Here is a 22,834-nt window from a genome sequence, read left to right as displayed (position 1 = left end):
GCTTGCCGGGGTTCGGCGGATCTGGTAGGTTGGGACCATGGTTGAAACACGACGCACAGGCGACCGTTCCAACGAGGCGATCCGTTCGGATCCCGGCGGTGGGCGTGTCGGGTCCGGCGGGCCGGTTGGACTGAAGGCCCGCGCCGAGGGCGTCGGCCAGGGCCGTCAGCGCGTCCCCAGCATCCGCGAATTGGCCGCTCTGGTGGTCAACGGCATTCTGACCCTGCCGCGCAATTACCGGCGCGGCATGTTCCTGGACGTGCAGATCTGACGCCTCAACCGCCGGTGTCGGCGCCGGTGTAGGCCGTGATGGTCGGGCCGAACAGGCGTTCCAGCAGCAGCATCGGCAATTCATATTGCGGCAGGCACAGGCTGGTGCTGCGCGCGTGCAGCGTGTGCAGGCACAGACCTTCGGCGTCGGGAAAGGCGCCGACGCGGAACCGTTCGCGCGCGGTCTTGACGAAGGGCGCGTCTTCGCAGGCGTTGAGGGGGGGAAAGCGTCCGGCCTCCCACACCGCGCGGCGGTAAGCGTAGGAAAAACCGTAACCATCCAGATTGTCGGCGGACGCCGGGGCGTCGGGCGCCTCGACATAGGCGCAGGCGTTGCGGCCCCAGCGATGATGCGCGCCGCCGCGCGCCGTGTCCCAATAGCCGAACCGGCCATGGACGGCGCTGTGCAGAAACCAGCCCGACAGCTTGACGAGGTCATAGCCCTGATCCAGCCAGGACAGCATGCGGGCGACATAGCCGGGCGCGTAGAAATCATCATCGTCCATGTGGAGGATGACGTCGCCGCTGGCGTGTTCGGCCAGAATGTTGCGCTTTTCGCCGATGGCGTAGCGGCTCGACGCATAAAAATACTTCAGGCGCGGGCTGGCCAAGGGCTTGAGATAGGCCGACGGGTGCGGGCTGTCGTCGAACACCAACCACTCGATGTTCGCGTGGGTCTGCGCCTGGAGGCAGGCGTGCAGCCGGGGCAGGCAGTCTTCGCGCCGCCAGCTTGGCGTGACGACGCTGACCAGAGGGCCGGGGCCGAAATCGGGGGCGGGCGCGGTCATGGCGATTCTTGCTCGTTCTCTGGCCTGCGTGTAGACAGGCGGCATGGTTTCACTTCGCGACGCCTTGGCCGCTGCGGTCGACCACCATCAGGCGGGCCGCCTGGATCGGGCCGAGGCGCTGTATCATAGCATCCTGCGGGCCGTGCCGGACCAGCCCGACGCGTTGCATCTGCTGGGCGTGCTGGACGGGCAGAGCGGGCGGGCGGCGCTGGCCCTGCGGCGCTTGCGGTTGGCCGTCGCCACGCGGCCCAGCGACGGGGATTTCCTGAGCGATCTGGCCCTGACCCTGCGGACGGTCGGCGAAACGGAGCGGGCGGCGGCGTTTTTCGCCCGCGCCCTGCGGCTGGAACCAGGGTTGGCCGAAGCCGCCTACAATCTGGGGAATTTGTGGCTGGAGCGGGGGGATGCGGCGGCGGCGGCGGAATCGTACCGGCAGGCGCTGGCCCAGCGGGCCGTCTATCCGCAGGCCTGGAACAATCTGGGCATGGCCTTGCTGGTCCTGGAGCAAACCGCTGAGGCCGCCGACGCCTTCGCCCACGCCATCGCCCAGCGGCCCGAGGCGGCGGAGCCGCGCGTCAACCGGGCCAACGCGCTGGCGGCGCTGGGCCGTCTGGCCGCTGCGGCGCGCTTGCGACGGCAGGCGGCGGCGTTGGAGCCGGCCTTTGCCGACGCGCTGCACAATCTGGCCGTTCGCCTGCTGAGCGAGGCCGGGATGGACCAGCCGGTGGTGGCCGGGCGACCGCTGGACCGGGCGAAGCTGGCGCGCGGTTTGGGCTGGCTGCGCCGCGCCTTGGTGGTTCGCCCCGACCACCCGGCGGCGGGCGGGGCGTTGCTGGGGGCGGCGTTGAAGCTGTTGCAAGCGGGGCTGGCCGATGATGGGCTGGTCATGGCGGCGGCCCGCGCCGCGCCGCAGGTGTTGCGGCGCGATCCACGCGACACCCGCGCGGCGGCGGTGATCGCCTATCATTTTTACCGGAAAGGCCGCAGCGATCTGGGCGCGCGTTGGATGCGCCGCGTTGGCCGTCGTTTCACCGCCGACGAACGGGTTGCGGATTTCGAGCTGCGCGTCTGGTCGCTGATTCAGACCGACCGGGGAATGTTGGACCGCTTGCCGACGCTGGAGTCGCTGCTGCCGGATTTTCCACCCCTGGAGATGATGATCGAACCGCCGCCGGGGGATGGGCCGTTGATCGCGGTGTCCTGCGACGACGTCTATTTCCAGCGCTTCGTCGGTGATTTGCTGGAGTCCATCGCCGCCACCCTGCCGCCCGGCGGCGGGGGCGGCGTGCATGTCCATGTCGTCAACCCATCGCCGGAGACCGAAGCGGCCCTTGAGCGTTGGCGGACTCGCCTGCCCATCGGCTACAGCCGGGAACGGCTGGATTTCAGCGGTTGGGACGATCACCGCCGGACCACCTATTACGCCTGCGTCCGCTTTCTGCGCTGGCATCAGTTGCTGGCGCGGCTATCCCGTCCGTTGGTCCATGTCGACGCCGATTGCACGCTGCGCGCCGATCTGACCAGCCTGTCCGATGGGCTGCGCGGCGTGGATGTCGGGTTGTTGCGCGATGGTCGGGGACGGGGGCCGACGCGGGAAATCACGGTCTGTTTCGCGTGGTTTCAACCGACCGAAGCGTCTCGCGCCTTTTTGGCCCTCACCGCCGCCTACATCGCCGACGCGTTGCGGCGGGGCGAGGGCTATTGGATGCTGGACCAAGCCGCGCCCTTTTGCGTGCTGAACGCGTTGACGGCGCGCGGCGCGGCGCCGACCGTGCGCTGGTTCGATTGGGTGGATTTTCCCTGGGTTCGATTCATCGGGGACAAATAGGGCGCGATGCGCCCCGCTTGATTCAAGCCCGGTTGCGGTCCCGGAAACAGTCGCCGGGTGGGCAGACCCGGCAGCATTGGCAGCACAGATCGTCGAGATCCGCCATGATTCCGTGGGCGTTCAGCACGCTTTGCGCATAAACGGTGTAGAGTTTCCCAAGCGCCGATCCGCTTTGAACCGGAGTCGGGCGGTCGGGCGGCAGGTTTTCAACCGCAAGCTCCACCTCGTCAATGGCCCGGCGGATCGCGGACGGCTCCAGCATCAGCCACTCCAAACAGGAAACAGCGGGTTGCGCCTTGTCGTTGCCGATCATGACGTTCATTTAGAACGATTACAACGTGGAATGGGTTACAATCTTTTTATAGGACTCGACGCGCGCAACGGCGGAGCGTCTTTGAACGGGTGAGGCCGCGCGTTCGACAACGTTCAGCGCGACCGTGCCGTTGGGCAATGTCAGTCCCGCCCGCGTCCAACCAGCAGCCGCTCCAGCCCATACACGCGGTCCAACACCAGCATGGCGGCGACCGTCATGAAAATCAGCAGGGCTGACACCGCCGCGACCAGCGGGTCGATGTTGTCCTGAATGTAAAGGAACAGACGGACGGGCAGGGTGGTGGTTTCGGGGGAGGCGATGAAGACGGTCATCGTCACCTCGTCGAAGCTGTTGATGAAGGCCAGAACCCAGCCGCTGGCGACGCCGGGCAGGATCAAGGGCAGCGTCACCCGGCGGAAGCTGGTCCAGGCCGACGCGCCGAGCGAGGCCGCCGCGTTTTCGATGGAGCGGTCCATCCCGGTGGAGGCCGCCAGGATCAGCCGCAACGCGAAGGGCAGGATGATGACGACGTGGCTCAACACCAGCCCGACGAAGGTTCCGCCCAAGCCGATTTGCGTGAAGAAGCGCAAAAAGGCGATGCCCAGCACGATGTGCGGCACCATCAGGGGCGACAGAAACAGCGCCTGCACCGCCTCGCGTCCGGGGAATTTGTGGCGGGCGATGGCGAGCGCGGCCGGAACCGCCACGATGATCGCCAAGGTCGAGGAGGCGACGCCCAACAGCAGGCTGTCTTTGAAGGCGCGGACGAATTCCGGGTTGTCGCCGATGGCCTTGAACCAGCGCAGCGACACGCCCTTGGTCGGCAGCGACAGATAACCGTCCGGCGTGAAGGCCACGGCGCACACCACCAGGATCGGCGCCAGCAGGAACCCGAGAAACAGCGCGTTGAAGATCAGCGCGAGCGGCCCATTGCGGTTCATTCAAACACCTGTTTGTAGCGCCGTTCGACCAGACGGTTGCAGCCGACGATGATGACGATGTTGGCGAGCAGCAGCAGGATCGCCACCGTGGCGCCCAGCGGCCAGTTCAGCGTGTTGAGGAACTCGTCGTAGGCCAGCGTCGCCGCGACCTTCAGCCGCCGCCCGCCGATGATCGCCGGGGTGGCGAAGGCGCTGGCGGCCAGCGCGAAGACGATGATCGAGCCTGACAGGATGCCCGGCACGATCTGCGGAAAGACGATCCGGCGCAACACCGTGGTGGGACCGGCGCCGAGCGACATGGCGGCGTTTTCGACCTGCGGATCCAGCCGTTGCAGCGAGGCCCAGACCGACAGCACCATGAAGGGGACCAACACATGGATCAAGGCGATGACCACGCCGGTTTCCGTGTACATGAACTCGATGGGGGTGGCGATCAGACCCAGCGCCAGCAGCCCCTGATTCAAAAGCCCGGTCGACCCCAGAAGCAAGGCCCAACCCAGCGTGCGCGACACCACCGAAATCAGCAGCGGCCCCAGCACGATCAACAAACACAGGCTGCGCCAAGGCGCGGTCATGCGGCGCAGGATGTAGGCCTGCGGCGCGCCCAGCGCCGCGCAAAACAGCGTCACCAGCGCGGCGATGCGGAAGGTGCGCAGGAAGATTTCGTGGAAATAGCTGTCGGCCAGGATGTCGGCGTAATTGTCGAGTTTCCAGACATCGGCGATGCCGCCGTAGAAACTGAAGCTGTTCAGCGACAGCAGCGCCGTCATCGCCAGCGGGACCAGCAGGAACACCGCGCAGAGCGCGATTCCGGGCAGGCTGAGCAGATAGGGCGTCCAGGACCAGCGTTCGCCCGCCCGCATTGGCGCGGGGGCGACGGCGGGGGAGGGCGTGGCGCCGTCGGCGGCGTCGAGGGTGGCGTCGTCGGGAGCCGCCATGGTCATGCCGCCTCCTGGGCGGGCATCACCGCCATGTCTTCCGGGCGCCAGCCGACCATCACGCGCTCGCGCTCGTTGGGCAGGACGCCGCCGTCATGCTGGCGGATCACCATCATGCGTCCGGCGGCGGTTTCAACCTCGAACAACCATTGCGTGCCTTGGAAGACGCGGGCCTGAACGATTCCGCTGAGACCGGCTTCGGCGACGAAGCTGATTTTTTCCGGGCGGACGGCCAGCGCCCCCGGCCCCGGCGGGACGGACTGCAAGACGGGCCAACGCGCGTCGGCGACGGCGATGCTGACGCCCTGCGCGGTCTGTTCGACAAGGCCCGGCAGCAGGTTGGTGCGCCCAAGGAAATTCGCGACGAAGGCGTTGGCCGGGCGGTCATACGCCTCTTGCGGGGTGGCGACCTGCTGGATGCGGCCCTTGTTCAACACCACGACGCGGTCGGACAGCGCCATCGCTTCCGATTGGTCGTGGGTGACGAGAATCATCGTGGTGCCGACGCTGCGCTGGATGCGGCGCAGCTCGATCTGCATTTCTTCGCGCATCTTGGCGTCGAGGTTGGACAGCGGTTCGTCCAGCAACAGCAGGTTCGGCTTGATGACCAGCGCGCGGGCCAAGGCGACGCGCTGCTGTTGGCCGCCCGACATGCGGCGGGGGTAACGGTCGCCGTAGCTGTCCAGCCCGACCAGCTTCAGCGCGTCGGCGACCATGCGGTCGCGGTCGGCGCGGGTGACGTTGCGCATCTCCAGCCCGAAGGCGACATTCTCAGCGGCGGTCATGTGGGGGAACAGGGCGTAGCTTTGAAAGACGATGCCGAGGCCGCGCTCGTTCGGCTTCTTCGCCAGCAGATCCTGACCGTTCAGCGTGATGCGTCCGGCGTTGGGATCGAGGAATCCGGCGATCATCTGCAAGGTCGTGGTCTTGCCGCAGCCCGACGGCCCCAGCAGGGAAATCAACTCCCCCTGCTCCACCGTGAGCGACAGCGCGTCCACGGCGGTCCAGCCGGTGAAGCGTTTGGTCAGTTGGTCGAGAACCAAGTAAGGCATGCCGTCATCTCCGGGCCTATAAGGCTCCTCTCCGCGACGGGAGAGGAGCCTTTCAAACGTCAACGCTCGATTTCGCGGGTCCAGCGCTTGTTCCAGACTTCGCGATTCGCGTTGATGGTGGCCCAATCGACGACCAGCAGCTTGCCAATCTGTTCCGGGCCGTAGGGAATGCCGACCTGCTTGTCGGCGGGCAGTTCCACCGTCTTGTTGACCGGGCCGAACCCGGCGCTGACCGCCAGCGAGGTTTGCGCCTCGACCGCCAGCATGTGCTGGATGAAGGCTTGGGCCTCGGCGGCGTTCTTGCTGCCGGGGATCTGGCAGGCGGCGGAGCCGAGCACGACGCCGCCCTCCTTGGGATAGACGAAGGCGGCGGGGAAGCCGGTGTCGGCCAACGCCTTGGCGCGGCCCGACCCCCAAACGGCGACGACCGCCTGATTGCTCTGGAACAGCTCCGTCATCTTGCCGGGCGAGGGTTCATAGGCCAGAACGTTGGGGTTGATCTTGTCCTTGAACTCTTTGAAACCGGGGTCGATGGCCTTTTCGCCGCCGCCGTTCAGCCGCGCCATCATCACCAGCGCGTGCAGGCCGTAGCTGTTGTTGATCGGCGGAATCACCAGCTTCTTTTTGAAGGCCGGATCCTCGATGTCCTTCCAAGAGGACGGCGGCGTGAGCTTGTTTTCCTCGAAATAGGTCTTGTTGTAGACGATGCCGGTGCCGACCGCGCCGAAATTGACCGCCTTCCCCGAGGGCATCGTCGCCAGATCATAGAGCTGGTCATAGACCGGGGCCTTGGCCAGATCGGCGCAGAAGCCCAGCGCCACCGCCTGATACATCGGGCCATCGTCGAGGATGACGACGTCGATCTGCTGGTTGCCCTTCTGCGCCTGGAGCTTGGCGAGGTTGTCGGTCGAGTTCCCGGCGACATACTCGACCTTCACGCCGGTGGCCTTCTCGAAGGCGGGAATGACCTCCTTGCGCATGGTCTGCTCAAAGGAGCCGCCATAGGCCGCGACATAGATCGTCTTGTCCTGGGCCAGCGCCGCGCCGCACCACAGGGCCGTCGTCGCCATCAAGCCGCACACCATCGACCGCATCGTCTGATCTCCTTCTTGTCCCTGTTCATCGGCGCTTGCGCCGTGTCTTGGGCGCTGGCCGTCGCGTGTTCGTGACGCCGATGCAGGGTGGCGGCGCGATCACATAACCGTCAAATCGAATTCCCGCCATCATTCATCCGGGAATGTTATAATTCCGCCTTCCCAATCACTTCGGGGCCTCGTCAAGGTCGCCAATCTCGGCGCGGAAGCGTTTCACGTCTTCCTGGAAACCGGCCAGGAAATCCTCAGCGATCATCGACAGCGGGATCTGCGCCGACCGCAGAATGGCGAGGTCGAAGGCGACGCGCGGGGCGAAGGGGCGCATGACCAGCCCATGCCCGGTGTATTCGCAGGCGGTGAAGGGATCGACGATCGACACGCCATAACCGGCGGCGACCATGGCGCAGGCGCTCATCGTCAATTGCACCTCCGTCCGCATGATGCGGGAGACGTCATGGTCAGCGAAAATGGTGTCGATGCGGTAGCGCAGCAACGTCGGCGGCGTGGTGGAGATGAACCGCTCCCCGGCGAAATCCTGGGGCGTCAGCACGTCCTTGGCGGTCAGCGGATGACCCGGCGGCAAAATGGCGACGGCGGGCAGCCCCACCAGCTTTTCGGTCAGCACGGCGGCGTGGTCGATGGGTGTGTGGGCGAAACCCAGCTCGCACTGCCCGGTCGCCACCCAATCGAGGATGATCGGCGAGGTGCTGCCGCGCAGGGCGATGTCCACCTTTGGCCGTTCGGCCAGGAAACGCGCGACGTAGCGCGGCAGAAAGCCGACGCCCAGCGCGGGCATGGAGGCGACGCGCAAGGCGCCGCTGCGCCTTGCCGTCAGATCGCGGGCGGTTTGCTCGATCAAGTCCAGCCCGACGAAGGAACGGTCAACCACCTGGAACAGCGACATCGCTTCGCTGGTGGGCGCGATGCGCGGTCCGCGCCGTTCGAACAGCGTCAGCTTCAAGGCGTGTTGCAGGTCGCTGATGAGGCGGCTGACCGCTGGTTGGGAGATGTTCATCAACTCCGCCGCCGAGGTGATGCCGCCGGTCAGCATGACGGCGCGGAACGCCTCAATCTGCCGTGGATTTATCATGCCGTCCGTCCCCTTGCCGCGCCGCGCCCTGTCGGGGGCCGTACATAACATTCACGCATGAATACCCCCTCCTATCTGATTTGACAGTTATAAGTTCGCCGACGATGCTGCCGCAAGCATAACGGTGGCCTGTTCTTCCAAGCGCACAATCCAGCGTTCCGCCGCCGCGATTTCCCCCCTGATCCCAACCCTGTCCCCGGGGGGAGGGGGGGACGCGGAGACGGCGCAAGAACGCCACAAGGTCGAGGACGGGAGTGGGAATCATGACGCAGCCCAATCAGGGCAAGGCCAATCGGGGCGAAGACTTCGACATCGTGGTGGTCGGCGGCGGGCTGGTCGGAACGGCGCTGGCCTGGGGCCTGGGGCAAACCGGGCAAAAGGTGGCGGTGCTGGACGAGGGCGACGTCGCGGTGCGCCCCTCGCGCGGCAACTTCGCCTTGGTCTGGTTGCAGGGCAAGGGGCTGGGGATGCCGGAATACGCCGGTTGGACCAAGGCCGCGACCGATTCCTGGGGCGGCTTCGCCGAGACGCTGCGCGAGCAGACCGGGGTGGACATTGCTTATCGACGGCCCGGCGGCTTCATGCCCGCCCTGTCGGACAAGGACCTGGAGGACCGCGCCAACGCCATGATGCGGCTGCACAACCAGCCCGACATGGTGCGCTACCCTTACGAAGTCATGGACCGCGCCGCGCTGCTGAAGGAAATGCCCTTCATCGGTCCCGAGGTGGTCGGCGGCACCTATTGCCCGCTGGACGGTCACTGCAACTCGCTGCGCCTGCTGCGCGCCCTGCACAGCGGCATGGAGCGCAACGGCGTCGCCTACCGCCCCAACCATCGGGTTGAGCGGATCGACCCGAAAGACGACGGCTTTCGCCTGACCACGGCGGGCGGCGAGATCCGGGCCGGAAAGGTGGTTCTGGCCGCCGGGCATGACAGCGCCCGGCTCGCCCCGATGGTCGGGCTGGAAGCGCCGGTGCGGCCCCAGCGCGGTCACGTCATCGTCACCGAAAAGACCGCGCCCTTCCTGCGTCACCCCACCGGCTATGTCCGGCAGACCGACGAGGGCGGGGTGATGATCGGCGACAGCTTTGAGGAGGCCGGTTTCGACACGACGCTGCAACCCGGCGTGTCCTCGGCCATCGCGGCCCGCGCCATTCGGTTCTTCCCGTTGCTCGCGAAGTTGAACGTCGTGCGCAGTTGGGCGGCGTTGCGGGTGCTCAGCCCCGACGGTTTTCCGATCTATGAGCAATCGACCATCATGCCCGGCGCCTTCGTCGTCACCTGCCACAGCGGCGTGACGCTCGCCTCCAACCACGCGCTGGTCCTCGCCCCGCTGATCGCGGCGGGGGGATTGACCGACGCGTTCACCGTTTTCAGCGCCCGGAGGTTCCATGTTCCGCAGGCTGCCTGACATCGCGGGCGACCGCGTGTCCTTCACCATCGATGGCCGCCCGGCCGAGGCCCGATCCGGCGACAACGTCGCCGCCGCCCTGCTGGCGAACGGAATCGCCGCCTGCCGCAACACCCCGGTGTCGGGCGCGCCGCGTGGTCCCTACTGCATGATGGGCGTGTGTTTCGATTGTCTGGTGACGATCGACGGGACGGGCAACCGCCAAGGCTGCCAAGTGCGCGTGACGCCCGGCATGGCGGTGGAAACCCAGGACGGCAAACGGGAGGTTGAACGATGAGCGCGGCTGATTTCGATCTGGCGGTGATCGGGTCCGGCCCGGCGGGTCTGGCGGCGGCGGCCCTGGCGGCCTCGCGTGGGTTGTCCACCGTGCTGCTCGACGAGCAACCCGAGGCGGGCGGCCAGATCTACCGCGCCATCACCGACACCCCGGTGCGCGACCGTCGCGTGCTGGGTCCGGATTACTGGCGCGGGGCCGAGCTTCTGGGGCCGTTGCGCGACAGCGGCGCGGTTCATTGGCCGGGAAGCACGGTGTGGAGCGTCGCCCGTCCGCGTGACGAGGACGCGGCGGCAGCGGCGGGGACGAGCGAGCGCACGCTCCAGATCGGCCTGTCGCGCGACGGGGCGGCGTCGATGCTGACGGTGCGCCATGTTTTGATGGCGACCGGCGCCCTGGAACGGCCCTTTCCCATTCCCGGCTGGACGTTGCCCGGTGTGCTGGGGGCCGGGGCGGCGCAGATTTTGCTGAAGACCTCCGGGCTGGCGCCGTCGGGCCGCGTGGCGCTGGCGGGAACCGGGCCGCTGCTGTGGCTGCTGGCGTGGCAGTATCTGAGGGCCGGGGTCGCGCTTGACGTCATTCTCGACACCACGCCCCGCGCCAACTGGCGGGCGGCGCTGCCGCTGCTGCCGGGCTTCCTGCGCTCGCCCTATCTGGGCAAGGGGGCCAAGCTGCTGCTGGACGTCCGCCGCAAGGTCAAGGTCGTCGACAACGTCACCGCGTTGCGGGCGGTGGGGGAGGGCCAGCTCGCCGCCGTCGTCTATCGGCGCGGAGACGAGGAGGAGCGCAGCCTCGCCGCCGACACGCTGCTGCTGCATCACGGCGTCGTGCCGAATCTGAATCTCGCCAACGCCACCGGCTGCGCCCAGCAGTGGGACGAGGGGCAACGCTGCTGGCGTCCGACCACCGACGATTGGGGCGCGACGTCGGTCGAAGGCGTGTCGCTGGCGGGCGACGGCGCCGGGATCGGCGGGGCGGTGGCGGCGGAGCAGGCCGGACGCATCGCCGCGCTCGACATTCTGCGCCGTTTGGGCCGCATCGACCGGGCCGAGCGTGACGCCGCCGCCATTCCTCACCGCGAAGGGCTGGAGCGCGCCTTGCGGGGCCGCGCCTTCCTCGACACGCTCTATCGCCCAAGCGCCGCGTTCCGCGTGCCCGCCGACGACACCATCGTTTGCCGGTGCGAGGAGATCACGGCGGGCGCGGTGCGCGAGGCGGTGCGGCTGGGGTGCAGCGGCCCCAATCAGGCGAAATCCTTCCTGCGCTGCGGCATGGGGCCGTGCCAGGGGCGGCTTTGCGGCCCGACCGTGACCGAGGTGATCGCCGCCGAGCGAGGGGTGTCTCCGGCGGAGGTCGGTTATTACCGGCTACGCCCGCCGGTCAAGCCGATCACGCTGGCCGAACTCGCGGCGCTGCCGAAGACCGAGGCCGACGTCAACGCCGTGCAAAAGCATTGAGGATGACGCGATGACCGCCCCCGGCACCCCCCTCGGCGCTCCCGACGTCATCGTCATCGGCGGCGGCCTGCATGGTTGCTCGACCGCGCTGCATCTGGCGCTGCGTGGTGTCCGGGCGCTGGTTCTGGAGAAGGACCATGTCGGGCGTCACGCGTCGGGCGTCAACGCGGGCGGCGTGCGGCAGTTGGGCCGCCACACCGCCGAATTGCCGCTGACCGTCGCGGCGATGGCGCTGTGGCGGCGCATCGGCGATCTGGTGGACGATGATTGCGGCTTTGAAAGCCACGGCCAAATCAAGGTCGCCGAGACCGAGGGCGAGTTGGCCGGAGCGGAGGCGCGCGCCGCCGAACTGCGCGCCCTGGGCTTCCAGCATGAGGAGGTGATCGGGCAGGCCGAACTGCGCGATCTGGTCCCCGCCATCGCCGATCATTGCGTCGGCGCGTTGATCTCGCGCGGCGACGGGGCGGCGATTCCCTTCCGCACCACCTTCGCCTTCCGCCGCAAGGCGCAGGCGCTGGGCGTGCGGTTTCAGGAAGGCGCGACCGTCGCCCGCGTGACCCGCAGCGGCGGCGTCTGGAGCGTCGAGACCACCGACGGCGACCGTCACGCGGCGCCGATCCTGGTCAATTGCGCCGGGGCCTGGGCCGACCGCGTCGCCGCGCAGTTGGGCGAGCGGGCGCCGCTGGAGGTCATCGCGCCGATGCTGATGATAACGGCGCGTGTGCCGCCCTTCATCAAGCCGGTGGTCGGGGCCTGCGGGCGCACCCTGTCCTTCAAGCAGTTTCCCAACGGCACCGTGCTGATCGGCGGCGGTCTGTTGGGGCGGGCGGTGCGCGACGAAAACCGGACGGAGCTGGATTTCTCGCAAGTGTCGGTCAACGCCCGCACGGTGTGGGATCTGTTTCCGGTGATGCGTGGCGCGACCATCGTCCGTTCCTGGGCGGGGATCGAGGCGAGGATGCCCGACCAGATCCCGGTGATTGGCCCCAGCGCCACCCAACCGGACGTCTTCCACGCTTTCGGCTTCTCCGCCCACGGCTTCCAACTTGGCCCCATCGTCGGGCGGATCATCGCCGATCTGATTGCGACGGGACGCAGTGACCTGCCCATCGCCCCCTTCCACATCGGGCGCTTCGCCGCCTGATTCCCCCGCGTTCCCGCTTTTCAACCCTTCACCAAACCGGAGAGTGTTCTGTGATCAAGCGCATTGAAAAGACCAAGATCATGCACCGCGTCGTCGTGCATTCGGGCATCGCCTTCTTGGGCGGCGTCATCGCCGACGACGTCAGCGTCGGCATGGGCGGTCAGGTCACGCAGATCTGCGCCAAGCTTGAACAGGTTCTGGCGCTCGCCGGGACCGACAAGACGAAGCTGTTGTCGGCGCAACTCTTCATCACCGACATGTCCTTGAAGGACGAGATGAACGAGGCGTGGCTGTCCTGGCTGAACGGCGACGATCTGCCCGCCCGCGCCACCATCGGCGTCGCCGATCTCGGCAAGCCGGAGATCAAGATCGAAGTCGTCGTCACCGCCGCCGTCTGACGCGCCGCGTTCCGTTTCACCGTCCGTCTCCCCAGTGGAGGCGGGCGGCTTTTCGCTTTGGAGACCCCCGATGCGTTGGCTTGAAAACATCAGCATTTCCGCCAAGATCCTGCTGTCTCTTGGTCTTCTCGCCGTTTTCAGCGTCGGGGTGGCGGTGAAGGGCGTTGACGCGCTGTCCAGCTTGAACGGACGGACGCAATCCATCGTCGGCAACGACGCCCAAGGTCTGTTCCTCGCCATGGAGATGTCCGAGGCGATGGGCCGCGCGCACCGCATCCTCTTGACCTATTACGCGTCGGAGGATTCCGCCGAAATCAAGCGGTTGGAAGGCGAGGCCGAAAGCGCCATCGCGACGCTGTCCGGGCGGCTGACCGCCAACCGCGCCTTTTTCGCCGAACGCAACGCCGCCGATTACGCGGTGATCGAAACCGAACTCGGAACCTATCTGGACATTGTCGGGCGGGTGCGCGACGCGCTGATGACCTACCAAAGTCGCGACGCCTACCGCCTGTTGCAGGACGCCTCCGCCGCCTATGGCCGCGCCGACGCCGCGCTTCAGACCGTGGTGACGGAACGCCGGGCGACTCTGACTCGCGAAGCGGCGGCCTCGCAGACCGACTATGATTCCGTGCTGGAGACCATCCTTTTGCTGTCCGTGGCCGGGCTGGTCCTGGCGGTCGCGGCGGCGCTTCTGCTGGTGCGTTTCCAGATCACCGGCCCCTTGTCGCGTCTATCCACGGCCATGCAGGCGTTGGAGGCTGGAACGCTCGACGTGACCATTGACGGGGCCGCCCGGCGTGACGAGATCGGACGCATGGCCCGCTCGGTCGGCAAACTGCGCGAGCACGCCGTGATGGTCCGGCGTTTGGAAGAGGACAAGGCCGAGGAGGCGCGGCGGGCCGAGGATGAAAAACGCCGCTCCTTGAACGAGTTGGCCGACCGTTTCGGCGTCGATGTCGGCGACGTGGTCGATCTGGTCGCCCATGAGGTTGATCGGATGAACGGCGCGGCCCAGCGTTTGGCCCTGGCGACGGATCAGGCCAGCGCGCGGTCCCAGGCCGCCGGGCGTTCGGCGGAAGAGGCGGGGCGCAACGTGCAGGCGGTGGCGGTCGCGGCGGACGAATTGTCAGCCTCGATCCGCGAGATCGGCCATCGGGTGACGCAATCCTCGGGCATCGCCGGGCGCGCCGCCGGGATGGCCCGCCAAACCAACGCGCGGGTGTCGGATCTGCGCGAGGCGGCGGGCCGGGTCGGCTCGGTGGTGGACATGATCCAGACCATCGCGCGGCAGACCAACCTGCTGGCGCTGAACGCCACCATCGAAGCCTCGCGCGCGGGCGACGCGGGCAAGGGCTTCGCCGTCGTCGCCAGCGAGGTGAAGAATCTCGCCAGCCAGACCGCGCGGGCGACGGAGGAGATTTCCGCCCAGATCGCGGGCATCCAAAGCGAGACGGGCAAGGCCGCCGACAGCATCCAGACCGTCGCCGACATCATTGAAGAGGTCAACGCCATCGCCGCCGCCATCGCGGCGGCGGTGGAGGAGCAGGCCGCCGCCACCGCCGAGATCGCCCGCAACGTCCAACGGGCGGCGGACGGCACGGAGGATGTGTCGAGCAACATTGAGCAGGTGGCCGAAGGCGCGGATCAGGTCGGCGCGGCCACGGCGGAGGTTGGGCAGGCGACGGGGGCCTTGTCGGCGCAGACCGACGGGCTGCAAACGCGGGTCGCCGCCTTCTTGAGCGATCTGCGCGTCGGCTGACCGGCAGCCGGAACGAGCGACGGCGCCCGCTGTTCCAGAACGCCAAAAAAGGGCCGGACGTCGCCGTCCGGCCATAAGGGAACCTCTCCCCAGGAGAATCATGAGAGGTTGGAGGACAACACCAGAATGAGACCGCTGGTCCGGCGAACCGGGCCAACGCCATGAAGCGTCCACACGCGTCAAAATTGACCGTCAAACGCATGGACGACGGCGCGAGTACGGCGCGCCGCAGCCACGGTCGGCCCCCCGTCTCAAAGAGGCCGTCCGGGTTCAAAACGCTCCGCCGCTTAGAAAGCGAGATCGGTGCGGGCGATGAAGATGTTGCCCTTGTCGTTGGCGCCAGCGACGTCAGACGTGATCTTGAAATGGTTGAATTCCGGCCCGACCGAGAAGCCGGGGGCGATGACGTAACGGGCGCCCAGCGTGATGAGTTCGGTCTTGGCCTTGCCCGCCGCCGTCAGGCTGCCCGCGTCCTGGGCGTCGAGGTAAGCCGCGCCGATCGTGGTCGCGCCGAAGGTGTATTGCGCGCCGACGGTCCAGACGCTCTGCTTCTCGCGGCTGGTCGCCGTGGCGAGGCTGGAACGCTTGACGTAGCCGCTGTCGCCCGACCAGGCGTAGCTGCCCGCCACCTTCAAGCCACCATAGCCGACCGACAGACCGGCCATGGTCGAGGACAGATCCTCGTAGGTCGCCGTCGTGGTCGAGGAGTTCTTCGACTTGCCGCCCGAATAATAGAGGCTGGCGCCCAGCGTCACGTCGCCGAAGGCCCCGGCGTAGTTGCCGCCCACTTCATAGATGTCGCGGTAGGCGCCCGTGATGTTGCCGTTCGGGGCGGCGGTCTTCAGACGGTTGATGTCGGTGTTCACGCTGTCGGAGTTCGGCTGATAGGTCACGCCGAACTGGAAGCCGGAGAATTTCGGCGTCAGATAGGTGAGGCGGGTCGAGCTGTTGCCGGAAATCAGCGTGCGCAGATTGCCGGTGGTGCCGGGCGAGGACGTGTTGCCGAAATAGGCCGGGAAGGAGCCGTCGACGCCGCCGGTGCCCCAATCGGACGGGGCGATGATGGCGTATTCGTCGGACAGGCCGTTCTGCATGCCGGCGCTGACGGTGCCGAAGCTGCCGTTGGCGAAGATGTAGGCGCGGTCGGCGACGGTGGCGCGGTTGGCGTTCGGCGTGTCGGTGCCGAAACGGATGCGGGCGCCATATTCCAGACCGTTGTCGGCCTTGGCGATCGGGGTGACGACCAGACGCAGACGGTTGCGGAAATCGGTGGAGCGCAGACCGGCGTCGCGGTCCTGGCCGACGAAACCGGCTTCAAAATAGGCGTCGCCGCCGACGGTGATGTCGAACTTCGACTTGGATTGCGCCATGGCCGAACCGGACGCAAGCGCGACCGTGGCCGCGCCGAGCAGCAGTGCAAAACGTGACATTGGCATTGTCCTCCAGACTTGACGGATAGGCAGCCCCGTCCGCCGCCGCCCGTCCGCAACCGCATTGTCCGCAGTCGATGGGGCCGCTGGCGTTCATCGTTGCGATGAAGCGGGGGCGGGGCATGGCCCGTGGGAAAAGGCCGAACCGGCGACGCCGATCCAGCCCGTGGCGGAAACGCGCGACGGCGCGCGCCCCGTCCGTGGCCCGCCCGTCCCGGCGTTTGACGATTGCCGGGAAGGGCGGAAAACCGGCGTGGTGGGCGGCGTTACTTCGCCAGATCGACGGCTTCGGCCAGCTTCTTGACCGCGTCCTGCGAGGTCATGGAGGAGTTGAAATGCGAGGTCACAACGTCCAGGAACGCGCCGCGCACGGCGCCGGGAACCGCCATCTCGTGGGCCATCGACGGCACCAGACCGTTGGCGGCGACCGCCGACTTCAGATCGTCCATCGACTTGACGGCGCAGTCGTCGAACTTGTCGCGCGCCATGTCCTGGCGGGCCGGGATCGACCCCTTCAGCAGGTTGAAGGTTTCCTGGAACTTCTGACCAAGGATCAGCTTGGCCAGCAGGGCCTGACCGGCGCTGCGGTCGGCGTTGCCCGACTTGAACATCACGAAGCTGTCGGAATTGACGATGTAGCCCGCCTGACCCGGCATTTGGGCGCAGACGAAATCCTTGCCCGACACCTTGCCTGCGGCCAGCAGCTCGCCCTTGGCCCAATCGCCCATGATCTGCATGCCCGCCTGACCGTTCATCAGCAGGGCGGCGGCGCGGTTCCACTCACGACCGGGGAAACCGTCGTCGATGAAGCCGCGCAGCTTGCGCATCTGGTCGAACACCTTGATCATGGTGTCGCCGGTCAGCGCCTTCTTGTCCTGCTCGACCAACGCCTTGCGGTAGAAGTCGGGACCGCCGAGGCCCAGCACGACGTTTTCAAACAAGGTGGCGTCCTGCCAGGGCTGGCCGCCATGGGCCAACGGGATGATTCCCGCCGCCTTCAGCTTGCCCGCCACCGCGTTGAACTCGTCCCAGGTCTTCGGCGCGGAGACGCCGACCTTGGCGAACACCTGCGGGTTGATCCACAGCCAGTTGACGCGGTGGATGTTGACCGGAACGGCGACGAAATGGCCCTTGTATTTGACGACGTCGAGGATCAACGGCGGCAGGATCTTTTCCCAGCCCTCGGCCTTGGCGACGTCGTCGAGGTTGGCCAGCTTGTCCTGCGCCGCCCAATCCTTGATGTTCGGCCCCTTGAGCTGCACGGCGTTCGGCGGATCGCCCGCCAGCACGCGGGAGCGCAGAACGGTGCTGGCCGCGTCGCCGCCGCCGCCCGCCACCGGGGCGTCCATCCACTTGCCGCCCGCCGCCTCGAAATCCTGGCGCAGGGCGCCGGCGGCCTTGGATTCGCCGCCGGAGGTCCAGTAATGCAGAACCTCGACGGTCGGCTCGGCCTTGGCCGGAGCGCTCAACAGGCCACAGGCCAGCACGGTGGCCAGCGCGGTCATCGCAACATGCGGCGTACGCAGAAAGCGCATTTTGGACGTTCCCCCTAGACGTTGTTCATTGGAGTGCGCCATCGCGGCGTGGTGATCGGCGATGGGGCCGACCGCCGGGCGGCGCTTGAGGGGAACTCTAATCGCTGGGCCGTTCGATGCACGGACAATTTGGTAACAATGCCTTTTCACCAAAGCGCCGTTGTTACACAGCCGTTACAAACCCGCCCGCGCGGTTGAACCGGCAAACGTCCTATGATCGCCCTCGCGGATGATCCGCCAGACGCGCTAGACTGACGGCGTTGTTGATCGGGATTGAGGACAGACCGAAGACCATGGAACGCGCCCGCCACCTGTTGATCGTGGACGACGACCCGGAGATCCGCGACATGCTCTATGACTTCATGGTCAAGAGCGGCTTTCGCGTGTCCACCGCCGGAGACGGGCGGGAGATGGCGAAGGTGCTGGCGCAATGGCCGGTCGATCTCATCATCCTGGATCTGATGCTGCCGGGCGAGGACGGCACCAGCCTGTGCCGGTCCTTGCGGGCCAAATCCGCCACCCCGGTCATCATGCTGACCGCCATGGGCGGCGAGGTGGACCGCATCGTCGGGCTGGAGGTCGGGGCCGACGATTACATCATGAAGCCCTTCAGCCCGCGCGAATTGCTGGCCCGCATCCGGGCGATCCTGCGCCGCTGCGGCAGCGTCGAACCGCCCAAGGAGCGCCCGCGCGTGCTGGGCTTCGCCGGATGGTCGCTCGACCAGGGGCGGCGGGAGCTGCGGACGCCCGACAATGTGGTGGTTCACCTTAGCCACGGCGAATACGCCTTGCTCTCCACCCTGCTGGGGCGGGCGCAACAGGTGGTGGAGCGCACGGAGCTGCTGGAAAAGCATCGCGGCGACACCTCGATTCCCTTTGACCGCAGCATCGACATCCAGGTCAGCCGCCTGCGCCGAAAGCTGGAAGAGGGGCCGAGCGGCCAAGCGCTCATCAAGACGGTGCGCGGCATCGGCTATCAATTCACCGCGACGGTCGCCGATCTGGGCGAATCCGGCGCGGCGGTCGCCCGCCATGCCGGTTGATGGCGGCTGATGGCGGCGGCTGATGACGTTTGAGCGGCCCGTGATCGCCGCCTTGCGCGACCGTCTCCGGTCGGCGCGGCTGCGCCACCGCATCCTGCTGGCCTTCGGCGTTCTGCTGCTGCTGACCCATGGCGCGGCGCTGCTGGCCAATCGGATTTTGGACGACCGCGCGCATGAGCTGCTGACCGCCCATCGCCTCGGCCCCGCCATGGCGGCGGCGGTGGAGGCGGCGGAGCGCGCGGTGTTGGACGGCGTTCCCCCCGGTCCGGCGCTGGCGCTGACCGATCTGTCGGATCTAACCGTCGGTTGGCAGCCGCCCGGCACGCCGACCCCGCCGCCCCAGTGGAAGCTCGACATCGTGCCGCTGGCCCCGCGAATCATCTTCGTGGCGGGGGAGCGGGCGATGCCGCCGCCGCGCCCGGCCCCGACGCCAACCCTCGCCATGGCCCTGTCCACGGTTGCCGAAGACGCGGCGGCGCAGTTGCGCGACGCGCGGGTTTACGCGCAACTCAGCGACGGCGGTTGGCTGGAATTTTCCAGCGCGCGCTATTGGCGGGCGCGCGCCACCCCCTTTGGCCTGCTGCTGGGCGGGGTGGGGGCGGTTGGGCTGGCGGTGGCGCTGCTGCTGTGGCTGACCGGACGTTTGGTCCGCCCGCTGGAGGCGATGGCCGAGCAGGCGATCCGCCCCGACGACCGCCTGCACCCGCGCCCCCTGCCGGACGATGGGCCGGAGGAGGTCGCCGCCATCGCCCGCGCCTTCAACCGCACGCGCGGCGTGCTGCGCGACATGATGGAGGGGCGCACCCATCTGCTGGCGGCGATCAGCCACGATTTGCGCACCCCGGCCACCCGCCTGCGCCTGCGCGCCGAATATGTCGAGGACGAGGCGTTGCGGGCCAAGATGATGGCCGACATCGACGAAATGGCGGCGATGGTCACGGCGACGCTGGAGTTTCTCAGCGACGACGTGCTGCGCGAGGATGTCGAGGTCGTCGCCTTCGCCAGCCTGCTGCAAAGCCTGTGCGACGATTACGCCGACACCGGATCGCCGGTGATCTACCAGGAGCCGCCGCCGCTGCAATTCACCGCCGTGCGCACCATCTTCGGCGGCGGCGGCCCCAGCCCCGACCGTTTCGACCAGCCGCGCCCGCTGCGCCTGTCCGGCCGCCCGGCCAGCCTGCGCCGCGCCTTCGCCAACCTGATCGACAACGCCCTGAAATACGGCGAGTGCGCCTTCGTGTCGGTGGACGCCGACAGCGCCGAAATCACCGTGGACGTCTGCGACGAGGGGCCGGGCGTCCCCGAAGCCGAATTGCTCAACGTGTTCAAGCCCTTCGTCCGGTTGGAAGGGTCGCGCAACCGCAGAACCGGAGGCAGCGGCCTGGGCCTGTCCATCGTCAAGTCGATCATCGAGGCCCACCAGGGCCGCATCGAGCTGTCCAACCGCGCCGATGGCGGCCTGCGGGTGCGGGTGACGCTGCCCCGGATGCTGTGAGCGTCAGGCGGGTCCGCCCCGCCCTTCCAGCAAATCGCGCTCGCCGCCCAACGCCACCGCCATGAAGTCCAGAAAGGCGCGGACCCGGCCCATCATTCGCAGGTCGCGGTGGGTCAGCAGCCATATTTTGATGTCAGTGTCCTCCATCGGCGGGCCGACCCGGCGCAGATCCGGCATCCGGTCGGCCAGAGCGCAGGGCAGCAGGCCAAAACCCAGCCCCGCGCGCACCGCCTCGACCAGCGCCGCCACCGAATTGACCCGGTAGACGACGCGGTCCGCCGTGACCGTTCCTTTCATCCAGCGGGCCATGCTGGTGTGGTCGAAACTCTCGTCCACGCCAGCCCAGTCAGCCTCCCCAAGGGTGGCGCCGCCGTGACGTTCGGCGACCGGAAGGGCGGCGTAGGGGGCGAAGGCCAAGCCCGACAGCGCGCGGCCAACCAGCGTGTCGGGCGGTTGGCCAATCAGGCGGATGGCGATGTCCGCCTCCCGCCGGGTCAGGCTCAGCGAGGCCTCGGCGATGGTCACATCGACCCGGATCCCCGGATAACGCTCGCGGAACGCCGCCAGATGCCGGGGCAGGACGTGCATGGCGATGATGTCCACCGTGGTGACGCGCAGCGTGCCGTCGATCTGGGCGTCGCGCCCCGACAAACGCAGGCTGGCCGCCGCCAGCGTTTCTTCCATCGCCAACGCGGTGCGGTGCAGATCCTCCCCCGCCGCCGTCAGGACGTAGCCGCGCGGCAGCTTGTCGAACAGGCGGACGCCCATGGCGCTTTCCAGGGCGGCGATGCGGCGCAGCACGGTCGAATGGTTGACCCCCAGCAGCCGGGCCGCCGCCGACAGCGACCCTTGCCGGGCCACCGACAGGAAATAGCGGACGTCGTCCCAATCATTCTGTGCATTCATGCAGATACCATATGCGCCAAAACTGAATTCCCGCTTATTTTCGCACAGTGTAGCGTCTGTGGGAATAACGGAGCGCACAGCGGCGTCTCAGCACGACGCGACTGCGTTTCACGATCACGACCCATGGTTCCGTCATGTCCGATTTGATGAGCGATCCCTTTGTGCAATCCAGCGTGCTGCCGCTGCTGCTCGGCCTGCTGGCGGTCGGCGCGCTGCGCCTGATCGGCGGACGGGTCGGGCGGCTGTGGGCCAGCGGCGGAATCGCCCTGGCCTTTCTGGCGCTGTTCATCCTGGTGATCGGTCTTCCCGCCTTTCCGCCGCCGTCGAGCATGGGCAAGCTGTTCTGGTCGGTCGCCGCCGGTCTGCTGCTGGGGCTGGCCGCCGACGCGCTGAGTCTGCGGGGCCGCGCCGCCTCCGCGCTGGTTGGTGGTTGGTTGCTTCTGGCCTTGGTCTGGATCGCCTGGCCCGGCCTGGATTCGACCCGCGCCTTCGTCACGCTGGCGGTGTTGGCGGCGGTCGGGCTGTGGGCGTCCTTCGCCGACTCCCTGTCGGGGGCGGACAAGACCACCGCGCCCGCCGCCGTTCTGCTGGCCTTGGCCCTGTCGGTCGGCGTCACCGCGCTGATCGGCTCCTCCGCCTCCATCGCGCAATTGGGACTGGCGCTGACCGCCGCGACCGGCGGGTTCCTGCTGTGGAACTGGCCGACGGAGCGTCACGTCTGGGGCGTGTCGGGCCGCGTGGCGTTGGTCCTGCCGTTGCTGATCGCCGCCGTCCTGACCCTGTTCACCCAGGCCGAATCGGCCACGCTGCTGCTCGCGCTGCCCGCCCTGGCGGCGGAAAGCCTGCGCCGCCGCTTGCCCATTGGCGAGGGCCGTTTCGCCCCGGCCCTGGCGACGGTCGTCGTCACCATCCTGGCGGTGATCCCGGCGCTGGTCGCCATCGCCGCCGCCTATCTGCTGAGCGGGGGCGAGGCGTCGCCTTACTGACCCGTTCCCTCCGCGTTCAATGCGTCTCTGAATATCCCGCCATCCTCAACCACTCATGATTTGGAAAGCCTGACTCCATGAAAAAGTTCGTTTCCGCCGCCGTCCTGTTCGCCGCCCTGACCAGCGCCCCGGCCTTCGCCGCCCCGGTCGCCTACAAGGTCGATCCCGGCCATCTCAGCGTCGCCTTCATCGTCAACCATCTGGGTTTCTCCAACCTGATTGGCCGTTTCAACACGGCCTCGGGCGACGTCAGCTTTGACAAGGACGCCGTGGACAAGAGCAGCGTGTCGATGACCATCGACGCCGCCAGCGTTGACACCAACCACGCCAAGCGCGACGAGCATCTGCGCTCGCCCGACTTCTTCAACGTGAAGGAGTTCCCCAAGCTGACCTTCAAGAGCACGAAGATCGTCAAGACGGGCGAGAAGACCGGCACGCTGACCGGCGATTTCACCATGCTGGGCGTGACCAAGCCGGTGACGCTGACCGTCACCTTCAACAAGGAGGGCGTCAGCCCGGCCACGAAGCTGGAGACCGTCGGCTTCTCGGCGCGCGGCACGCTGAAGCGCACCGATTTCGGCATGAAGTACGGCGCGCCCTACATCAGCGACGACATCGAACTGTTGGTCGAAGCCGAAGCCACCAAGTAAATTTTGCACACGATATGAGGCGCGGCGGCCT

The 22,834-nt window shown here is 67.5% G+C and carries 22 protein-coding genes; 12 read left to right on the top strand and 10 right to left on the bottom strand.

What is annotated here, in order from left to right; all coding sequences use genetic code 11:
• Window positions 1-37 precede the first annotated feature (37 nt).
• Window positions 38-271 carry a hypothetical protein gene (locus tag D3877_RS12315; protein WP_119831100.1) on the top strand — a complete coding sequence of 78 codons (234 nt, stop codon included), beginning with the start codon at window positions 38-40 and terminating at the stop codon, window positions 269-271.
• 4 nt (window positions 272-275) lie between these two features.
• Here the strand turns inward: D3877_RS12315 and D3877_RS12310 are convergent, their stop codons facing one another.
• A complete protein-coding gene (locus D3877_RS12310; protein WP_119831099.1) occupies window positions 276-1,058 on the bottom strand; it encodes a glycosyltransferase family 2 protein in 783 nt (260 codons plus the stop codon).
• Window positions 1,059-1,101: 43 nt separating this feature from the next.
• On the opposite strand from D3877_RS12310, the gene D3877_RS12305 reads away from it, so the two are divergent.
• The gene (locus D3877_RS12305; RefSeq protein WP_119831098.1) at window positions 1,102-2,886 is read left to right on the top strand and encodes a tetratricopeptide repeat protein; all 1,785 of its coding nucleotides are present in this window, start codon (window positions 1,102-1,104) and stop codon (window positions 2,884-2,886) included.
• Between the two features lie 22 nt (window positions 2,887-2,908).
• Here the strand turns inward: D3877_RS12305 and D3877_RS12300 are convergent, their stop codons facing one another.
• The 6 genes from D3877_RS12300 to D3877_RS12275 all read right to left on the bottom strand — a co-directional run bounded on the left by D3877_RS12300 (window position 2,909) and on the right by D3877_RS12275 (window position 8,314).
• Entirely contained in the window at window positions 2,909-3,208 is a 300-nt protein-coding gene (locus D3877_RS12300; RefSeq protein WP_238474868.1) for a hypothetical protein, read from the bottom strand.
• A gap of 131 nt (window positions 3,209-3,339) precedes the next feature.
• The gene (locus D3877_RS12295; protein ID WP_119831097.1) at window positions 3,340-4,140 is read right to left on the bottom strand and encodes an ABC transporter permease; all 801 of its coding nucleotides are present in this window, start codon (window positions 4,138-4,140) and stop codon (window positions 3,340-3,342) included.
• On the bottom strand, window positions 4,137-5,084 hold the full coding sequence (locus tag D3877_RS12290) for an ABC transporter permease (RefSeq protein ID WP_238474867.1): 948 nt from the start codon (window positions 5,082-5,084) through the stop codon (window positions 4,137-4,139). Before D3877_RS12290 ends, D3877_RS12295 begins: the two co-directional genes overlap by 4 nt.
• Window positions 5,081-6,130: an ABC transporter ATP-binding protein gene (locus D3877_RS12285; protein ID WP_119831096.1), complete on the bottom strand. Its 1,050-nt coding sequence runs from the start codon at window positions 6,128-6,130 to the stop codon at window positions 5,081-5,083. Before D3877_RS12285 ends, D3877_RS12290 begins: the two co-directional genes overlap by 4 nt.
• A gap of 59 nt (window positions 6,131-6,189) precedes the next feature.
• Window positions 6,190-7,224: an ABC transporter substrate-binding protein gene (locus D3877_RS12280; RefSeq protein WP_119831095.1), complete on the bottom strand. Its 1,035-nt coding sequence runs from the start codon at window positions 7,222-7,224 to the stop codon at window positions 6,190-6,192.
• 166 nt (window positions 7,225-7,390) lie between these two features.
• Entirely contained in the window at window positions 7,391-8,314 is a 924-nt protein-coding gene (locus D3877_RS12275) for a LysR substrate-binding domain-containing protein (protein ID WP_119831094.1), read from the bottom strand.
• A gap of 263 nt (window positions 8,315-8,577) precedes the next feature.
• On the opposite strand from D3877_RS12275, the gene D3877_RS12270 reads away from it, so the two are divergent.
• From D3877_RS12270 to D3877_RS12245, 6 genes are all read left to right on the top strand, one after another.
• Window positions 8,578-9,726 (top strand): NAD(P)/FAD-dependent oxidoreductase, encoded by a 1,149-nt coding sequence (locus D3877_RS12270; RefSeq protein WP_119831093.1) that lies wholly within the window; start codon window positions 8,578-8,580, stop codon window positions 9,724-9,726.
• The gene (locus tag D3877_RS12265) at window positions 9,707-10,003 is read left to right on the top strand and encodes a (2Fe-2S)-binding protein (protein ID WP_119831092.1); all 297 of its coding nucleotides are present in this window, start codon (window positions 9,707-9,709) and stop codon (window positions 10,001-10,003) included. Before D3877_RS12270 ends, D3877_RS12265 begins: the two co-directional genes overlap by 20 nt.
• Window positions 10,000-11,457: an FAD/NAD(P)-dependent oxidoreductase gene (locus tag D3877_RS12260; protein ID WP_119831091.1), complete on the top strand. Its 1,458-nt coding sequence runs from the start codon at window positions 10,000-10,002 to the stop codon at window positions 11,455-11,457. Before D3877_RS12265 ends, D3877_RS12260 begins: the two co-directional genes overlap by 4 nt.
• A gap of 10 nt (window positions 11,458-11,467) precedes the next feature.
• The gene (locus D3877_RS12255) at window positions 11,468-12,601 is read left to right on the top strand and encodes an NAD(P)/FAD-dependent oxidoreductase (protein ID WP_119831090.1); all 1,134 of its coding nucleotides are present in this window, start codon (window positions 11,468-11,470) and stop codon (window positions 12,599-12,601) included.
• A gap of 50 nt (window positions 12,602-12,651) precedes the next feature.
• Window positions 12,652-12,999 (top strand): RidA family protein, encoded by a 348-nt coding sequence (locus D3877_RS12250; protein WP_119831089.1) that lies wholly within the window; start codon window positions 12,652-12,654, stop codon window positions 12,997-12,999.
• A gap of 70 nt (window positions 13,000-13,069) precedes the next feature.
• Complete coding sequence (locus tag D3877_RS12245) at window positions 13,070-14,758, top strand: methyl-accepting chemotaxis protein (protein WP_119831088.1); 1,689 nt, start codon at window positions 13,070-13,072, stop codon at window positions 14,756-14,758.
• A gap of 287 nt (window positions 14,759-15,045) precedes the next feature.
• On the opposite strand, the gene D3877_RS12240 is transcribed toward D3877_RS12245, so the two are convergent.
• Window positions 15,046-16,188, bottom strand: coding sequence for a porin (locus tag D3877_RS12240; RefSeq protein WP_119831087.1), 1,143 nt, complete (start codon window positions 16,186-16,188; stop codon window positions 15,046-15,048).
• A 266-nt stretch (window positions 16,189-16,454) separates the two neighbouring features.
• Window positions 16,455-17,723 (bottom strand): ABC transporter substrate-binding protein, encoded by a 1,269-nt coding sequence (locus D3877_RS12235; RefSeq protein ID WP_119831086.1) that lies wholly within the window; start codon window positions 17,721-17,723, stop codon window positions 16,455-16,457.
• Between the two features lie 293 nt (window positions 17,724-18,016).
• Here D3877_RS12235 and D3877_RS12230 point away from each other — a divergent pair, with 293 nt between their 5' ends.
• Entirely contained in the window at window positions 18,017-18,766 is a 750-nt protein-coding gene (locus tag D3877_RS12230) for a response regulator (protein WP_119831085.1), read from the top strand.
• A gap of 22 nt (window positions 18,767-18,788) precedes the next feature.
• Window positions 18,789-20,261 carry an ATP-binding protein gene (locus tag D3877_RS12225; RefSeq protein ID WP_119831084.1) on the top strand — a complete coding sequence of 491 codons (1,473 nt, stop codon included), beginning with the start codon at window positions 18,789-18,791 and terminating at the stop codon, window positions 20,259-20,261.
• Window positions 20,262-20,264: 3 nt separating this feature from the next.
• Here D3877_RS12225 and D3877_RS12220 read toward each other — a convergent pair whose 3' ends face one another.
• Entirely contained in the window at window positions 20,265-21,167 is a 903-nt protein-coding gene (locus D3877_RS12220; RefSeq protein ID WP_119831083.1) for a LysR family transcriptional regulator, read from the bottom strand.
• A 134-nt stretch (window positions 21,168-21,301) separates the two neighbouring features.
• Between D3877_RS12220 and D3877_RS12215 the strand changes: the two genes are divergently transcribed.
• Entirely contained in the window at window positions 21,302-22,153 is an 852-nt protein-coding gene (locus D3877_RS12215; RefSeq protein ID WP_119831082.1) for a hypothetical protein, read from the top strand.
• Between the two features lie 77 nt (window positions 22,154-22,230).
• The gene (locus D3877_RS12210) at window positions 22,231-22,803 is read left to right on the top strand and encodes a YceI family protein (RefSeq protein ID WP_119831081.1); all 573 of its coding nucleotides are present in this window, start codon (window positions 22,231-22,233) and stop codon (window positions 22,801-22,803) included.
• Window positions 22,804-22,834: the final 31 nt, after the last annotated feature.

It is taken from the genome of Azospirillum cavernae (genome assembly GCF_003590795.1).
Classification (GTDB): domain Bacteria; phylum Pseudomonadota; class Alphaproteobacteria; order Azospirillales; family Azospirillaceae; genus Azospirillum; species Azospirillum cavernae.
Note: the sequence above shows the minus strand (reverse complement) of the source record. Positions and strands in the feature narration are given on the sequence as shown.

What these genes read in the sequence shown, in the direction of transcription:
- D3877_RS12315 (WP_119831100.1), top strand. Translation starts at nt 38, where the DNA reads ATGGTTGAAACACGACGCACAGGCGACCGTTCCAACGAGGCGATCCGT.
- D3877_RS12310 (WP_119831099.1), bottom strand. Translation starts at nt 1,058, where the DNA reads ATGACCGCGCCCGCCCCCGATTTCGGCCCCGGCCCTCTGGTCAGCGTC.
- D3877_RS12305 (WP_119831098.1), top strand. Translation starts at nt 1,102, where the DNA reads ATGGTTTCACTTCGCGACGCCTTGGCCGCTGCGGTCGACCACCATCAG.
- D3877_RS12300 (WP_238474868.1), bottom strand. Translation starts at nt 3,208, where the DNA reads ATGAACGTCATGATCGGCAACGACAAGGCGCAACCCGCTGTTTCCTGT.
- D3877_RS12295 (WP_119831097.1), bottom strand. Translation starts at nt 4,140, where the DNA reads ATGAACCGCAATGGGCCGCTCGCGCTGATCTTCAACGCGCTGTTTCTC.
- D3877_RS12290 (WP_238474867.1), bottom strand. Translation starts at nt 5,084, where the DNA reads ATGACCATGGCGGCTCCCGACGACGCCACCCTCGACGCCGCCGACGGC.
- D3877_RS12285 (WP_119831096.1), bottom strand. Translation starts at nt 6,130, where the DNA reads ATGCCTTACTTGGTTCTCGACCAACTGACCAAACGCTTCACCGGCTGG.
- D3877_RS12280 (WP_119831095.1), bottom strand. Translation starts at nt 7,224, where the DNA reads ATGCGGTCGATGGTGTGCGGCTTGATGGCGACGACGGCCCTGTGGTGC.
- D3877_RS12275 (WP_119831094.1), bottom strand. Translation starts at nt 8,314, where the DNA reads ATGATAAATCCACGGCAGATTGAGGCGTTCCGCGCCGTCATGCTGACC.
- D3877_RS12270 (WP_119831093.1), top strand. Translation starts at nt 8,578, where the DNA reads ATGACGCAGCCCAATCAGGGCAAGGCCAATCGGGGCGAAGACTTCGAC.
- D3877_RS12265 (WP_119831092.1), top strand. Translation starts at nt 9,707, where the DNA reads ATGTTCCGCAGGCTGCCTGACATCGCGGGCGACCGCGTGTCCTTCACC.
- D3877_RS12260 (WP_119831091.1), top strand. Translation starts at nt 10,000, where the DNA reads ATGAGCGCGGCTGATTTCGATCTGGCGGTGATCGGGTCCGGCCCGGCG.
- D3877_RS12255 (WP_119831090.1), top strand. Translation starts at nt 11,468, where the DNA reads ATGACCGCCCCCGGCACCCCCCTCGGCGCTCCCGACGTCATCGTCATC.
- D3877_RS12245 (WP_119831088.1), top strand. Translation starts at nt 13,070, where the DNA reads ATGCGTTGGCTTGAAAACATCAGCATTTCCGCCAAGATCCTGCTGTCT.
- D3877_RS12240 (WP_119831087.1), bottom strand. Translation starts at nt 16,188, where the DNA reads ATGTCACGTTTTGCACTGCTGCTCGGCGCGGCCACGGTCGCGCTTGCG.
- D3877_RS12235 (WP_119831086.1), bottom strand. Translation starts at nt 17,723, where the DNA reads ATGCGCTTTCTGCGTACGCCGCATGTTGCGATGACCGCGCTGGCCACC.
- D3877_RS12230 (WP_119831085.1), top strand. Translation starts at nt 18,017, where the DNA reads ATGGAACGCGCCCGCCACCTGTTGATCGTGGACGACGACCCGGAGATC.
- D3877_RS12225 (WP_119831084.1), top strand. Translation starts at nt 18,789, where the DNA reads ATGACGTTTGAGCGGCCCGTGATCGCCGCCTTGCGCGACCGTCTCCGG.
- D3877_RS12220 (WP_119831083.1), bottom strand. Translation starts at nt 21,167, where the DNA reads ATGAATGCACAGAATGATTGGGACGACGTCCGCTATTTCCTGTCGGTG.
- D3877_RS12215 (WP_119831082.1), top strand. Translation starts at nt 21,302, where the DNA reads ATGTCCGATTTGATGAGCGATCCCTTTGTGCAATCCAGCGTGCTGCCG.
- D3877_RS12210 (WP_119831081.1), top strand. Translation starts at nt 22,231, where the DNA reads ATGAAAAAGTTCGTTTCCGCCGCCGTCCTGTTCGCCGCCCTGACCAGC.